Raw genomic sequence first — 13,868 nt, 5'->3', positions numbered from 1 at the left:
CGGGCGCCGCCCACCGCCTGAGCCGCGCCGCAGACCCGCCGCGTCGACCCGGCGGTTCCGCGCGCTGCCGTCGCCCACAGGAGTGCGCCTCACACACGTCCCGCTGCGGCCCCGCCCCTCCTTCCTCCGGGGGACGGGGCCTCAGACGTCCGGGCGCACCTCGGCGAAGTGACAGGCGCTGGGGTGCGGGTCCGCCGCCCGGGGCACCGTCTGCGGGTCCTGGACGGCGCAGACCTCCTCCGCCTTCCAGCACCGGGTGCGGAACCGGCAGCCCGAGGGCGGATCGGCCGGACTCGGCACGTCCCCGCTGAGCCGGATGATGCTCCGCTCCGCGCGGGCCTCCGGGTCCGGCACCGGCACCGCCGAGAGCAATGCCTGGGTGTACGGGTGGGTGGCCCGCTGGTAGATCTGCTCCTCGGTGCCGATCTCGACGATCCGGCCCAGGTACATCACCGCCACCCGGTCGGAGATGTGCCGGACCACCGACAGGTCGTGGGCGATGAAGATGTACGAGAGCCCGAACTCGTCCTGGAGCTGCTCCAGCAGGTTGATCACCTGGGCCTGGATGGAGACGTCCAGGGCCGACACCGGCTCGTCGCAGACGATGATCTCGGGCCGCAGGGCGAGCGCGCGGGCGATGCCGATGCGCTGCCGCTGGCCGCCGGAGAACTGGTGCGGATAGCGGTTCAGGTGCTCCGGGTTGAGCCCGACCACGTCCAGCAGCTCCCGGACCCGCTGCCGCCGGCTGCCCTTCGGGGCGGCCTCCGGGTGGATCGCGAACGGCTCGCCGATGATGTCGCCGACCGTCATCCTCGGGTTCAACGAGGTGTACGGGTCCTGCATCACCATCTGCATGTTCCGGCGCAGCCGGCGCAGCTCCGCCCCGGACGCCCGGAACAGGTCCTTCCCCTCCAACGTGGCCCGGCCGGAGGTCGGCGTCTCCAACCGCATCAGCAGCCGGGCCAGGGTCGACTTGCCGCAGCCGGACTCGCCGACCACCCCGAGCGTCTCGCCACGGCGCAGCTCGAAGCTCACCCCGTCGACCGCCCGTATCGCGCCGATCTGGCGCTTGAACAGCACCCCCTGAGTGATCGGGAAGTGCTTCACCAGGTCGTCGACGGCGAGGACGGTCTCGCCCCGCACCTTGGTGGAGTCAGTCGACGCGGTCATCGTGGACCTCCTGCGCGAAGTGGCACGCGCTGGTCCGGCCGTCGCCGAGCACGAGGTCGTGCGGCACCTCGTCGACGCAGACCTGCTGCGCGTACGGGCAGCGGGGATGGAACGGGCAGCCGGAGGGGATCCGCATCAGGTTCGGCGGCAGCCCCCGGATCGTCGACAGCGCCTGCCCGCGCACGTCGAGCCGGGGGATCGACTCCAGCAACCCCTTCGTGTACGGGTGGGCCGGCGCCCGGTACAGCGATCGGACGTCGGCGTGCTCGACGATCCGGCCGGCGTACATGACCGCGATCCGGTCCGCCACGCCGGCGACCACGCCGAGGTCGTGGGTGATCAGGATGAGCGCCATGCCCAGGTCCCGCCGCAGGTCGGCCAGGAGGTCCATGATCTGGGCCTGCACGGTGACGTCGAGCGCGGTGGTGGGCTCGTCGGCGATCAGCACCGTGGGATCGAGTGCCAGCGCCATGGCGATCATGACGCGTTGCCGCATGCCGCCGGAGAACTGGTGCGGGTAGTCGCCGAGCCGCTTCGCCGCCGCCGGGATGCGGACCAGGTCCATCAGCTCGACGGCGCGGCGGCGCGCGTCGGCCCGGGACAGCCCGGCCCGCTCGCGCAGCGACTCACCGATCTGCCAGCCGACCGGGAAGACCGGGTTCAACGCCGACAGCGCGTCCTGGAAGATCATCGCGATCTCCGTGCCGCGCACCTGCCGCCGTTCCTCCTCGGAGCGGGTGAGCAGGTCCCGCCCCTGGTAGAGGATCTGACCACCGCGTACGTGCGCCGGTGGGGTGTCCAGGATGCCCATGATCGCCTGGGCGGTGACCGACTTGCCGGAGCCCGACTCGCCGAGCACGGCCAGCGTCTCGCCGGCGTCCAGGTGGTAGGTCACCCCGTTGATCACCCGGGCCACGCCCTCGCGGGTGCGGAACTCGACGTGCAGGTCCCGTACCTCCAGCAGGTGCCCGCCGGGCGGAGTGGGGGAGGCCGGCGTGGGCCGGACCGCGTTCTGCGTCATGGGAGAGTCACCGCAGCTTCGGGTCGAAGGCGTCGCGGACCGCGTCGCCGAGCATGATGAAGGCGAGCACGGTCAGCGCGAGGAAGACCGACGGCACGATCAGCGGGGTCGCCGACTCCCGCATGTGCACCCGCCCGGCGTCGATGTCGATGCCCCAGGAGATGGTCGGCGCCTTCAGGCCGATGCCGAGGAAGCTCAGCGTCGCCTCGGCCGCGATGAACGAGCCGAGCGCGATGGTGAGCACCACGATGGCCGGGGCGAGCGCGTTCGGCAGGATGTGCCGCCACATGATCCGGCCGTTGCCGGCCCCGAGCATCCGGGCGGCGGCCACGTAGTCCTGTTCCCGGGCGGTGATGACCGAGGAGCGCACCACCCGGGCCGCGGTGGTCCAGCCGAGCAGCGCCAGCACCAGGATGACCGCGAAGAGCCGCACCGTCTCGCCGCTGGTGCTCACGCGCTTGAGCAGCACGATCGCGGCCAGCAGCAGCGGGATGCCGAGCACGATGTCGATCACCCGGGAGAGCACCGCGTCGACCCACCCGCCGAAGAAGCCGGCGAGCATGCCGACGACCAGCGCGATCACGCCGGTGATCAGCGCGGAGAACGCGCCCACCAGCAGTGAGGCGCGAGCCCCGTAGACCGCCCGGGCGAACGTGTCGCAGCCCTGGAAGTCGTACCCGAAGATGGCCCCGCCGGACGGCCCGGCGTGCTGCCGGGAGAGCACGCAGTCGCGCGGGTCGTTCGCGGTGAACAGGCCGGGGACGGCGGCCATCGCGGCGACCAGCACGACCAGCAGCAGGCTGAGCCAGAAGACCGGGTTGCGGCGCAGGTCGCGCCAGGCGTCGCCGGCCAGGCTGCGCGACCGTCCCGGCCGGCCGGCCCGGTCGGGGGTGCCGGGCTCGCCGGAGACGCCCCGCCGCGCCGACTGGTCCTCCGTCGCCGCCACGGTCTCGAAATCACTCATAGCGGATCCTCGGGTCGAGTACGGCGTAGAGCACGTCCACCGCCAGGTTGGACAGCAGGTAGACCACGACGAGCACGCTGACGATGCCCACCACCAGCGGGCCGTCCTCGGTGCGGATGCCGCGGAACAGGTTGAAGCCGACGCCGGGGATGTTGAACACGCCCTCGGTGATGATCGCGCCGCTCATCAGGTTGCCCAGTTCCACGCCGAGGAAGGTGACCACCGGGATGAGCGAGTTGCGCAGCACGTGCACGCCGACGATCCGCCGCCGGACCAGGCCCTTCGCGCGGGCGGTACGGACGTAGTCGGCGCGCAGGTTCTCGGTGACCGAGGTCCGGGTCAGCCGCAACGCGGTGGCCAGGGAGAGGGAGCCGAGCACGATGCCGGGCAGCAGCAGCGCCCAGAAGGAGGGCTCGGCGCCGGCGGTGGGCGGGAAGATCGGCCAGCGTACGCCGAGGAAGTACTGCGCCAGCGGGGCGAGCACGATGGTGGGGATGCCGAGCACCAGCAGCGTCAGCACCAGCGTGGCGTGGTCGAAGACGCCGGCGCGCCGGATGGCCGCGAGCACGCCGGCGGTGACCCCGAAGAGCACGGTCACGGCCAGCGCGATCAGCGCCAGCTTCACGGTGACCGGCCAGGCGGCGGCGAGGATGTCGCTGATCTGCCGCCCGGTCAGCGACTGGCCGAGGTCGCCCCGGACCAGCCCGCCCAGGTAGGTGACGTAGCGGTAGAAGAAGCCGCCGACCCCTGTCGCGTCCAGGTGGTACTTCTCGGTCAGGTAGGCCCGCTGGGCGGCGGTGACCGGCCGCTCCCCGGCGAGCGCCTGGATCGGGTCACCCTGCCCGGCGAACATCAGCGCGTAGACGATCAGCGTGGTCCCGAAGAAGGCGAGGACCATCTGGAGCAGTCGCCGCAGGATGAACCGGAACATGCTGGCAAGTCTGCCGAAACAGGGCGAACTACGTGCCAATGCGAGGGCCGGGCCACCCGGTGGGGGTGGCCCGGCCCTCGGCGGGGTGGGTCAGGCGCGCTCGATCTTCAGCAGGTCGACCCGGTCGAAGAGGTCCACGTGGACGTTCTTGACCGTGGTGGAGTGACCGAAGTTGTTCTGCCCGTACCGCAGCGGGATCACCGGCATGTCCTGCGCGAGCAGGTCCTCCGCCGCCTGGTACTTCTTGATCGCCTCGTCCTCGGTCGCCGCCCGGGCGCCCTCGGCGAGGAGCTTGTCGAACTGCGGGTTGCTGTAGCCGTAGTAGTTCGACGAGCCGTTGGTGCTGTACAGCGGGCCCAGGTAGTTCTCCATGGACGGGTAGTCCATCACCCAGCCCATCCGGAACAGGCCGACCGACTGCTTCTGCTTGAGCTTGGTCAGCAGGTCCGCGAACTTCGGCTCGGCGTTGCCGACGCACTCCACGCCCAGGTTGGCCTTGAGCTGGTTGCAGGTGGCGTCGATCCAGTCCTTGTGGCCGCCGTCGCCGTTGTACGACAGCTCGATCTTCTTCGGGCCACCCGCGGCCTCGTACATGGCCTTGGCCTTGGCCGGGTCGAACGAGCCGGCGGTGCCGATGGTGTTCTCCCGGTAGCCGGCGACCACCGGCGAGACGAAGGAGCGGGCCGGCTGCTGCGAGTCCTTGAAGATCGACTTGGTGATCTCGTCCCGGTCGATCGCCATCGAGATGGCCTTGCGCACCTCGGGCTTGCTGAACTCCTTCTGGAACGTCGGGAACGCCAGCACCTGGAGCGACGAGGCCGGGCTCTGCTGGAACCGGTCGCCGAGGTCGGTGGCGGCGGTCGACAGGTTCTCGGTCGGGATCGTCTTGATCACGTCGAGGTTGTCCGACAGCACGTCGGCGTACGCGGCGGTCAGCTGCTGGTAGATCCGGAACTCGACGCCGTTCACCTTGGGCTTCTGGCCCGGGAAGGCGTCGTACTTCTCCACCTCGACCTTGGCGTCGTGCTGCCAGTTGCCCTTCATCTTGAACGGGCCCTGGCCGATCGGCGCCTGCTCGTAGCCCTCGGCCAGCACGCCCGGGGCGGAGAAGGCCGCCTTGGGCAGCGGGTAGAAGGCGGTGTAGCCGAGCATGGTCTTGAAGTCCACGTACGGCTCGGTGAGCGTGACGGTGAAGGTCAGGTCGTCGACCTTCTTCAGGCCGCTCAGCGTCTGGGCCTTCGGCTTCTCGCCCTGGAGGTCCGCGTAGCCGGCGATCTTCTCGAAGAAGTAGCTCGAGTTCTGGCCGTTCGGGGCGTAGGCGCCGTAGTTCCAGGCGTCCAGGTAGTTGTCGGCGGTGACCTTCTCGCCGTTGTGGAACGTGTAGCCGGGCTTCAGCTTGATCGTCCAGACCTTGTGGTCCGACGACGTCACCGACTCGGCCGCCACCTCGTGCGGCTTGTTCGCCTCGTCGTAGTCGACGAGCGGGCTGAACAGGGCCGACAGCACCTGCGAGCCACTCGTCTCGTTGGTGTTGGTCGGCACCAGGTGCTGCGGCTCGGCGATCTCGATCCGCACGGCCGCGTCGGGGTCGCTGGAGCCGCCGCCGCTGCCGCCCGAGCCGCAGGCCGCCAGGCCCAGCGTCACCGCGAGCGGGAGCGCGGTCCAGGCCGCGAGCCTACGAACACGCATGGAGTCTCCTCATCTCCTCACGCTGCGCGGTCGGCCCGACGTTGGGTGACTCTGCGCAACGAGTCGTAACGGTAGGTCGTGATGCGGCGGATCGACAACGTCTGCGTTGCGGAGCGGTTACGATCCGTGCCCACCGGCCTTGTCGCTGCAGCCCTCGCCTGCTAGCCCGGCACCGCTGGGCAGGGTCTTCTGGGCGAGGGCCGGTCCGCCGGTACGCGGGTGGGGTCGGCTGGACGGGCCGCTCCCCGCGTCCGGTCCGTCCCGGTCGGATGCCTCGGATCCGGTTTCGGGGACCGCGCGAGTCACTCTGCGTGACTTAACGCACGTTGCGCAGCGTGATCACCGGCCGTCGTGGTCCGGTCCGACCGCGGACATGAGACGATCACGGCGTGACGGCGACGATCCTGGACGGCAAGGCCACGGCGGCGGAGATCAAGGACGAGCTGCGGGCGCGGGTCAAGGCGCTCGCCGAGCGCGGCATCACCCCCGGGCTCGGCACCGTGCTGGTCGGGGAGGACGCCGGCTCCCAGGCGTACGTCAACGGCAAGCACCGCGACTGTGCCGAGGTCGGCATCGCCTCGCTGCGGGTCACGCTGCCGGCCGACGCCGGTCAGGACCGACTCGACGCGGCACTCGCCGAGCTGAACACCGATCCGGCGTGCCACGGCTACATCGTCCAGCTCCCGCTCCCGAGCCACCTGGACACCCAGCGGGCGCTGGAGTCGATCGACCCGGACAAGGACGCCGACGGCCTGCACCCGGTCAACCTGGGCCGGCTCGTGCTCGGTTACGACGCCCCGCTGCCCTGCACCCCGCGTGGCATCGTCGAACTGCTGCGCCGGCACGACGTGCCGCTGCGCGGCGCGAACGTCGCGGTGGTCGGTCGCGGCAACACGGTGGGGCGGCCACTCGGCCTGCTGCTCACCCGGCGCAGCGAGAACGCCACCGTGACGCTCTGCCACACCGGCACGCTCGACCTGGCCGCGCACACCCGGGCCGCCGACATCGTGATCGTCGCCGCCGGGGTCCCGGGGCTGCTGACCGCCGACATGGTCACCCCCGGCGCGACGGTGGTGGACGTCGGCATCACCCGGGTGATCGGCGAGGACGGCAAGGGGCGCTACACCGGTGACGTCGACCCGGAGGTGGTCGAGGTGGCCGGCCGGCTGGTGCCGATGCCGGGCGGCGTCGGCCCGATGACCCGCGCCATGCTGCTGACCAACGTGGTCGAGCGGGCCGAGCAAACGGGCTGACCACCCAGGCAGGTCATAACCGTCCGCCCCTGGCCCGATCGGTGCCAGGATGGCTGATACGGTCCGGAAAACCGACTGGTATCAGGGAGTGGGACGACCATGGGTAAGAAGGTCACTGTCGTCGGGGCCGGCTTCTACGGCTCCACCACCGCACAGCGCCTGGCCGAGTACGACATCTTCGAGACCGTCGTGATCACCGACATCGTGGAGGGCAAGCCGGCGGGCCTCGCGCTGGACCTCAACCAGTCGCGCGCGGTCGAGGGCTTCGAGACCAAGGTCGTCGGCGTCACCACCGGCCCGAACGGCGAGGGCTACGAGGCCATCGAGGGCTCGGACGTCGTCGTCATCACCGCCGGCCTGCCCCGCAAGCCGGGCATGAGCCGGATGGACCTGCTGGAGACCAACGCCAAGATCGTCCGCCAGGTCTCCGAGAACGTCGCGAAGTACGCCCCGAACGCCGTCGTCATCGTGGTGTCGAACCCGCTCGACGAGATGACCGCGCTGGCCCAGCTCGCCACCCAGTTCCCGAAGAACCGGGTGCTCGGCCAGGCCGGCATGCTGGACACCGCCCGGTTCACCAACTTCGTCGCCGAGGCGCTGAGCGTACCGGTGAAGTCGGTGCGGACCCTGACGCTGGGCTCGCACGGCGACACCATGGTCCCGGTCCCGTCGAAGAGCACGGTGAACGGCAAGCCGCTGCGCGACGTCATGGAGGCCGAGCAGATCGAGGAGCTGGTCGTCAAGACCCGCAACGGTGGCGCCGAGGTCGTCGCGCTGCTCAAGACCGGTTCGGCGTACTACGCCCCGTCCGCTGCGGCGGCCCGGATGGCGAAGGCCGTGGCCGAGGACTCCGGCGACGTCATGCCGGTCTGCGCCTGGGTCGACGGTGAGTACGGCATCGCCGGCGTCTACCTGGGTGTCGAGGCGCAGATCGGCGCCGAGGGCGTGAAGCGGGTCGTCGAGACCGACCTGGACGCCGACGAGCTGGCCGCCCTCAAGGAGGCCGCCGAGGCCGTCCGCGCCAAGCAGGGCGACGTCGCCTCCATGTGACCTGAGCACCACCCCGGAAGGGGCGGCCGGCTTCCGCCGACCGCCCCTTCCGCGTTCCCACCCCACCCCACCCCACCCTCGACCCGGTCGATCATGAGGTTGGCGGCGTTCTCGATCTCCGTTCGTGCCGCCAACTTCATGATCGACGCGAGCGGGCGGGGTGGGGGGTGAAGGGGGTGGGGAGGTGGGGGGTGGCCAGGAGGACGGGGGAGAGGCTGCGCAGGGTGGACTCGCGGGACGTACGCGCCCGGGGCGGGTCCTCCTCGTGGGCGTAGGGGAGGGACGGATCGACCAGTTGGATCGGGTGCACCAGCAGGTCGCCGGTGACCAGGAGACGGTCGTCGTCGTGCTCCACCAGCACGGACTGGTGGCCGGGGGTGTGCCCGGGCGTGCTCAGCACGCGTACCCCGGCGGTGAGTCGGGTCTCCCCGTCGAGCACCCGCAGCCGGCCGGCGGCGCGCAACGGCCCCAGCAGCCGGGCCGGCAGGTCCGGGTGGAACAACTCCAGCGCGTCCAGCTCCGCGCGCTGCACCAGGTGGTCGGCGTTCGAAAAGAACGGGCCGGCCCAGCCGACGTGGTCGCTGTGCAGGTGGGTGAGGACGACGGTGCGCACGTCCGCCGGGTCGATGCCGGCGGCGGTCAGCTCGGCGGGCAACCGGCCCGGCACCGGCGCCCAGCTCGCCGCGAGCGCGTCCGCCGGGCCGATGCCGGCGTCGACCAGGGTGACCGGGCCGTCCCCGGCGCGCAGCGCGAAGGCCCGGAACGGCAGCCACCACCCGCCGTCCGTGCCGACCGCAGCCGGCTCCCGCCGATCCGCCTCGCGCCACTGGGCGTCGGTCGCGCCCGGGAACGCCTCCTCGCGGGGCTGGAAGAAGGGACCCGCGCCGTCGAGGAGTGCGGTGACCGTGATAGACCCGACCGTGTGCGTCAGCGGCATCCGGGAAGGATGCCATCGCGACCCGTTCCGGGCGATCCCGTTTTCCCGGGGTGAGGCCGGCTGGGACGCCCCGGTCAGTTTGCAGTACGCTCGTACTGCTTGAGCACGTGTCCCCCGAGAGGAGCGCCGGTCGATGGCGAAGATCAAGGTAAACAACCCGGTCGTGGAGATCGACGGCGACGAGATGACCCGGATCATCTGGAAGCAGATCCGGGAGCAGCTGATCCTGCCCTACCTCGACGTCGACCTGCACTACTACGACCTGTCGATCCAGCACCGTGACGCCACCGACGACCAGGTGACCGTCGACGCCGCCAACGCCATCAAGGAGCACGGCGTCGGCGTCAAGTGCGCCACCATCACCCCGGACGAGGCCCGGGTGGAGGAGTTCGGCCTGAAGAAGATGTGGCGGTCGCCGAACGGCACCATCCGCAACATCCTCGGCGGCGTGGTCTTCCGCGAGCCGATCATCATGTCGAACGTGCCGCGGCTCGTCCCGGGCTGGACCAAGCCGATCATCATCGGCCGGCACGCGCACGGCGACCAGTACAAGGCCACCGACTTCGTCGTCCCCGGCCCGGGCAAGGTCACCATCACCTACACCCCGGCCGACGGCGGCTCGCCGATGGAGATGGAGGTCGCCAACTTCCCGAGCGGCGGCATCGCCATGGGCATGTACAACTACGACGAGTCGATCCGGGACTTCGCCCGCGCCTCGTTCCGGTACGGCCTGGACCGCAACTACCCGGTCTACATGTCGACCAAGAACACCATCCTCAAGGCGTACGACGGCCGGTTCAAGGACATCTTCGCCGAGGTGTTCGAGGCCGAGTTCAAGGCCGAGTTCGACGCCGCCGGCCTGACCTACGAGCACCGGCTCATCGACGACATGGTCGCCGCCGCGCTCAAGTGGGAGGGCGGGTACGTCTGGGCCTGCAAGAACTACGACGGTGACGTGCAGTCGGACACCGTCGCGCAGGGCTTCGGCTCGCTCGGCCTGATGACGTCGGTGCTGCTCTCCCCGGACGGCCGCACCGTCGAGGCCGAGGCCGCCCACGGCACCGTCACCCGGCACTACCGGCAGTACCAGAAGGGTGAGAAGACCTCGACCAACCCGATCGCCTCGATCTACGCCTGGACCCGGGGCCTGGCCCACCGGGGCAAGCTGGACGGCACCCCGGCGGTCACCGAGTTCGCCGACACGCTGGAGAAGGTCATCGTGGAGACCGTCGAGGGCGGCCAGATGACCAAGGACCTCGCGCTGCTCATCTCGCGGGACGCCCCGTGGCTGACCACCGACGAGTTCATGAACGCGCTCGACGAGAACCTGGCTCGCAAGCTCGCCGCCTGACGTGCAAGGAAGGGCCCCTTCTTAACGCCTCGCGTTGTAGAAGGGGCCCTTCTTAACACCTCACGGCCGGCGAGCCGGCGTGCTGGCCGGGCCACAACCCGGACGGCGTGACCACATCCGGTGCGCTCTCGTTTACAGGGTGGACGAGATGCCAGTCGCGTCCAGGAAGGTGGGCCGTCGCCGCGCGCCGGCCGGCCGACCCTCGTGGCTGCGGAACGCAGCCAGCCGTCCCTTCCCTGCGGGGGGTCCTGTCCCGGGCCCCCCGCGCCCCCATGCGCGAGCCGCGGTTGTTAACAGGGGGCCCTTCCTCTACCGCAGGCGTTAAGAAGGGGCCCTTCCTTTCAGGCGGCGCGCAGCAGCTCGGCGGCCCGCTCCGGGGCGATGTCGTTGATGAACACGCCCATGCCGGACTCCGAACCGGCCAGGTACTTCAGCTTGTCCTTCGCCCGCCGGATGCTGAACAGCTGAAGGTGCAGGTGGCCCAGCTCCCGGTCGATCCGCACCGGCGCCTGGTGCCAGGCGGCGATGTAGGGCATCGGCAGGTCGAACAGCCCGTCGAAGCGGCGCAGCAGGTCCAGGTAGAGCGGCCCGAAGGCGTCCCGCTCGGCGTCGTCGAGCGCCGGGATGTCCGGCACCGCGCGGTGCGGGGCCACGTGCACCTCGAACGGCCAGCGCGCCGCCGCCGGCACGTAGGCGGTCCAGTGTTCGTTGCTCGTCACCACCCGGTCGCCGGCGGCCCGCTCGGCGGCCAGCACGTCGGCGTAGAGGTTGCCACCCGTGCGGTCGGTGTGCCGCCGGGCGGCGGCCAGCATGGTGCGGGTCCGTGGCGTGACGAACGGGTACGCGTAGATCTGGCCGTGCGGGTGGTGCAGCGTCACGCCGATCTCCACGCCCCGGTTCTCGAACGGGAAGACCTGCTCCACGCCGGGCAGTGCGCTCAGCGCGGTGGTGCGGTCGGCCAGCGCGTCCAGCACGGTCCGCACCCGCCGGGGGGAGAGTCGGGCGAACGAGGCGTTGTGGTCGTCGGTGAAACAGACCACCTCGCACCTGCCGCGCCCGGGGCGCACCGGGGTGAACGGGGTGATCTCGGCCGGCTCGTCGGCCACCCGCTGGCTGAGCGACGGGAACCGGTTCTCGAAGACCACCACGTCGTACTCGGGCGCCGGGATCTCGCTGTGCCGGTCGCCCCGGGACGGGCAGAGCGGGCACTGGTCGGCCGGCGGCAGGAACGTGCGGGTCTGCCGGTGCACCGCCACCGCCACCCACTCGTCGGTCAGCGGGTCGTACCGCAGCTGCGAGGCGGGCGGCGGCGGGGGCAGGTCCCGCCGGTCCGGCTGGTCCCGCACCGCGTCGTCCCGCTCGTCGAAGTAGATCAGCTCCCGGCCGTCGGCCAGTTCGATCTGCGTCCGCTTCACTCCGCCCCCTTCGTCGCCGGCGCCGTCACCAGCTCACCGACCCTGTCCTCCAGTACCCGTCGTGCCTCGGGTGCCAACCGGTCGTCGGTGACCAGCACGTCCGCCGCGTCCAGGCCGACGATCGAGGAGATGCCGACCGTGCCCCACTTGGTGTGGTCGGCGAGCACCACCAGCTGGTCGGCGGCGGCCACCAGCGCCCGGTTCGTGTCCGCCTCCATCAGGTTGGGCGTGGTGAACCCGGCCCGTTCGCTGATCCCGTGCACACCGAGGAAGAGCAGGTCCAGGTGGAGCGCGGCGATGGCGGCCACGGCCAGCGGGCCGACGAGCGCGTCGGACGGCGTACGCACGCCGCCGGTGAGCACCACGGTCTGGTCCGGCCGGCCGCCGACGTGCAGGATCTCGGCCACCGGCAGCGAGTTGGTGACCACGGTGAGCCCGGGCACGTCCACCAGCCGGCGGGCCAGTTCGGCGGTGGTGGTGCCGGCGGAGAGCGCGATCGCGGCGCCGGGGCGGACCAGCCGGGCGGCGTGGTCGGCGATCGCCGCCTTCTCGGCGGACTGACGGACCGACTTGGCGGAGAAGCCGGGCTCGTCGGTGGAGCTGGGCCCGGCAAGCGTCGCGCCGCCGTGCACCTTGGCGAGCAGGCCCTGCTCGTGCAGCGTCTCCAGGTCCCGCCGGATGGTCATGTCGGAGACGCCGAACTCGGCGGCCAGCTCGGTGACCCGGACGCCGCCGGCGGCACGGACCCGTTCCAGGATGGTGGTCTGCCGTTGCCGCGCCAGCATCGCTGGTCACCTCCCGAGCCTCGTGACCGGGTGCGCGAAGCGGCGCACTCACGCGGTCGAACGCATTCCAACAAGAACGAACACTACCGCGCGGGTGGGGCGGACGCGAGACCGCCGCCGTCCCGGACGGGACGACGGCGGTCGGGGTGGTGCGGGACGCGGCAGACGGTCAGGCGGGCTGGAGACGGGGCTCCACCCAGCCGGTCTCGGTGAGGTGCTCCATCACCCGCTGGATCGCCTCCTCGACGGTCAGGTCCGAGGTGTCCACCGCCAGGTCGGCGTCGGTGGGCTCCTCGTACGGGTCGTCGATGCCGGTCATTCCGGTGATCAGGCCGGCCCGGGCGCGGGCGTAGAGGCCCTTGCGGTCGCGCTGCTCGCAGACCGCCAGCGGGGTGGCCACGTGGACCAGCAGGAAACCCGCCCCGGCCGCCTGGGCCATCTCGCGGGCGGTCGCCCGGGCGGCCGCGTACGGCGCGATCGGGCAGCAGATGCCGACCCCCCGGTGCCGGGCGATCTCGGCGGCCACCCAGCCGATCCGGCGCACGTTGAGGTCGCGGTCGGCCTTGCTGAAGCCGAGCCCGGCCGAGAGTTCCCGGCGCACCACGTCGCCGTCGAGCAGCGTGATGGTCCGGTCGCCCTGCTCCCGCAGCGCGTCGGCGAGCCCGCGCGCGATCGTCGACTTGCCCGAGCCGGAGAGGCCGGTCAGGAAGATCACCAACCCGCGGTGCCGTCGCGGCGGACGGGCCCGGGCCAACTCCCGGGCCACCGCCGGCGGGGTGTGCCACTCGGGCAGCGGGAAGCCCCGGTCCAGCAGGTCGTCGATCTCGTCCTGGCCGAGCGCCAGCCGCCGGTTGCGCGGCGGGATGTCCTCCCGCCAGCGCCACTGCCCGTCCCGGTTGTCGTACGCCAGCTCGCGCGGGACCAGCACCCGCAGACCGGCGCCGGAGAGCATGCCCTCGGTGGAGAGCAGGTGGGTGACCCCGTACGCGGCGGCCACCCGGGCCCGCAGCAGCGCGTCGCTGATCTCGTCGCGTCGCCGCGCCAGCGGTACCGCCACCAGCGTCGCCGGCGGCATCCGGTCACGGGCGGCGAAGACGGTGCGCACCAGCGCCTCGGCCGGCAGGCCACCCGTCGTCTCCTCGCCCACCGGGATCAGCACCAGCAGGTGCGCGCCCAGCGTGCGGGCCGCGTGCGCGATCTGGGCCAGCTGCGGGCGGTGCAGCGGACGGTCGGCGAAGACGCCGAGCACCCGGCCCGGCGGCAGCAGCCCGCGTACCTCGTCCGGGCTGCGCCGCAGGCGCT

The 13,868-nt window shown here is 71.5% G+C and carries 12 protein-coding genes; 3 read left to right on the top strand and 9 right to left on the bottom strand.

The window, feature by feature from the left end; translation table 11 throughout:
- Nucleotides 1-141: 141 nt before the first annotated feature.
- The 5 genes from HUW36_RS12855 to HUW36_RS12835 form a co-directional block, all read right to left on the bottom strand.
- The gene (locus HUW36_RS12855) at nucleotides 142-1,170 is read right to left on the bottom strand and encodes an ABC transporter ATP-binding protein (protein ID WP_174528371.1); all 1,029 of its coding nucleotides are present in this window, start codon (nucleotides 1,168-1,170) and stop codon (nucleotides 142-144) included.
- Nucleotides 1,154-2,191 carry an ABC transporter ATP-binding protein gene (locus tag HUW36_RS12850; RefSeq protein ID WP_174528370.1) on the bottom strand — a complete coding sequence of 346 codons (1,038 nt, stop codon included), beginning with the start codon at nucleotides 2,189-2,191 and terminating at the stop codon, nucleotides 1,154-1,156. Before HUW36_RS12850 ends, HUW36_RS12855 begins: the two co-directional genes overlap by 17 nt.
- 7 nt (nucleotides 2,192-2,198) lie before the next feature.
- Nucleotides 2,199-3,155, bottom strand: coding sequence for an ABC transporter permease (locus HUW36_RS12845; protein WP_174528369.1), 957 nt, complete (start codon nucleotides 3,153-3,155; stop codon nucleotides 2,199-2,201).
- The gene (locus HUW36_RS12840; RefSeq protein WP_174528368.1) at nucleotides 3,148-4,086 is read right to left on the bottom strand and encodes an ABC transporter permease; all 939 of its coding nucleotides are present in this window, start codon (nucleotides 4,084-4,086) and stop codon (nucleotides 3,148-3,150) included. The genes HUW36_RS12845 and HUW36_RS12840 overlap by 8 nt, the downstream gene beginning before the upstream one ends.
- A gap of 90 nt (nucleotides 4,087-4,176) precedes the next feature.
- Nucleotides 4,177-5,775, bottom strand: coding sequence for a peptide ABC transporter substrate-binding protein (locus HUW36_RS12835; protein ID WP_174528367.1), 1,599 nt, complete (start codon nucleotides 5,773-5,775; stop codon nucleotides 4,177-4,179).
- A gap of 389 nt (nucleotides 5,776-6,164) precedes the next feature.
- Between HUW36_RS12835 and HUW36_RS12830 the strand changes: the two genes are divergently transcribed.
- Both HUW36_RS12830 and HUW36_RS12825 read left to right on the top strand, forming a co-directional pair.
- Nucleotides 6,165-7,028: a bifunctional methylenetetrahydrofolate dehydrogenase/methenyltetrahydrofolate cyclohydrolase gene (locus HUW36_RS12830; RefSeq protein ID WP_174528366.1), complete on the top strand. Its 864-nt coding sequence runs from the start codon at nucleotides 6,165-6,167 to the stop codon at nucleotides 7,026-7,028.
- 99 nt (nucleotides 7,029-7,127) lie between these two features.
- Nucleotides 7,128-8,078, top strand: a complete 951-nt coding sequence (locus tag HUW36_RS12825) for a malate dehydrogenase (protein ID WP_174528365.1) — start codon at nucleotides 7,128-7,130, stop codon at nucleotides 8,076-8,078.
- 136 nt (nucleotides 8,079-8,214) lie between these two features.
- Here HUW36_RS12825 and HUW36_RS12820 read toward each other — a convergent pair whose 3' ends face one another.
- Nucleotides 8,215-9,015, bottom strand: a complete 801-nt coding sequence (locus tag HUW36_RS12820; protein ID WP_174528364.1) for an MBL fold metallo-hydrolase — start codon at nucleotides 9,013-9,015, stop codon at nucleotides 8,215-8,217.
- A gap of 133 nt (nucleotides 9,016-9,148) precedes the next feature.
- Here HUW36_RS12820 and HUW36_RS12815 point away from each other — a divergent pair, with 133 nt between their 5' ends.
- Nucleotides 9,149-10,366: an NADP-dependent isocitrate dehydrogenase gene (locus tag HUW36_RS12815; RefSeq protein ID WP_174528363.1), complete on the top strand. Its 1,218-nt coding sequence runs from the start codon at nucleotides 9,149-9,151 to the stop codon at nucleotides 10,364-10,366.
- A 341-nt stretch (nucleotides 10,367-10,707) separates the two neighbouring features.
- Here HUW36_RS12815 and galT read toward each other — a convergent pair whose 3' ends face one another.
- The 3 genes from galT to cysC all read right to left on the bottom strand — a co-directional run.
- Nucleotides 10,708-11,781 carry a galactose-1-phosphate uridylyltransferase gene (galT, locus tag HUW36_RS12810; RefSeq protein WP_174528362.1) on the bottom strand — a complete coding sequence of 358 codons (1,074 nt, stop codon included), beginning with the start codon at nucleotides 11,779-11,781 and terminating at the stop codon, nucleotides 10,708-10,710.
- Nucleotides 11,778-12,566, bottom strand: coding sequence for a DeoR/GlpR family DNA-binding transcription regulator (locus HUW36_RS12805; protein ID WP_174528361.1), 789 nt, complete (start codon nucleotides 12,564-12,566; stop codon nucleotides 11,778-11,780). The genes galT and HUW36_RS12805 overlap by 4 nt, the downstream gene beginning before the upstream one ends.
- A 169-nt stretch (nucleotides 12,567-12,735) precedes the next feature.
- A partial coding sequence (gene cysC / locus HUW36_RS12800; RefSeq protein ID WP_174528360.1) for an adenylyl-sulfate kinase occupies nucleotides 12,736-13,868 on the bottom strand: 1,133 nt, incomplete at its 5' end.

The organism is Micromonospora maritima (assembly GCF_902825405.1).
Lineage (GTDB): Bacteria > Actinomycetota > Actinomycetes > Mycobacteriales > Micromonosporaceae > Micromonospora > Micromonospora maritima.
This window is presented reverse-complemented; position numbering and strand designations above follow the sequence as displayed.

Coding starts and splice junctions, on each gene's coding strand:
- HUW36_RS12855 (WP_174528371.1), bottom strand. CDS start 1,170: ATGACCGCGTCGACTGACTCCACCAAGGTGCGGGGCGAGACCGTCCTC.
- HUW36_RS12850 (WP_174528370.1), bottom strand. CDS start 2,191: ATGACGCAGAACGCGGTCCGGCCCACGCCGGCCTCCCCCACTCCGCCC.
- HUW36_RS12845 (WP_174528369.1), bottom strand. CDS start 3,155: ATGAGTGATTTCGAGACCGTGGCGGCGACGGAGGACCAGTCGGCGCGG.
- HUW36_RS12840 (WP_174528368.1), bottom strand. CDS start 4,086: ATGTTCCGGTTCATCCTGCGGCGACTGCTCCAGATGGTCCTCGCCTTC.
- HUW36_RS12835 (WP_174528367.1), bottom strand. CDS start 5,775: ATGCGTGTTCGTAGGCTCGCGGCCTGGACCGCGCTCCCGCTCGCGGTG.
- HUW36_RS12825 (WP_174528365.1), top strand. CDS start 7,128: ATGGGTAAGAAGGTCACTGTCGTCGGGGCCGGCTTCTACGGCTCCACC.
- HUW36_RS12820 (WP_174528364.1), bottom strand. CDS start 9,015: ATGCCGCTGACGCACACGGTCGGGTCTATCACGGTCACCGCACTCCTC.
- HUW36_RS12815 (WP_174528363.1), top strand. CDS start 9,149: ATGGCGAAGATCAAGGTAAACAACCCGGTCGTGGAGATCGACGGCGAC.
- HUW36_RS12805 (WP_174528361.1), bottom strand. CDS start 12,566: ATGCTGGCGCGGCAACGGCAGACCACCATCCTGGAACGGGTCCGTGCC.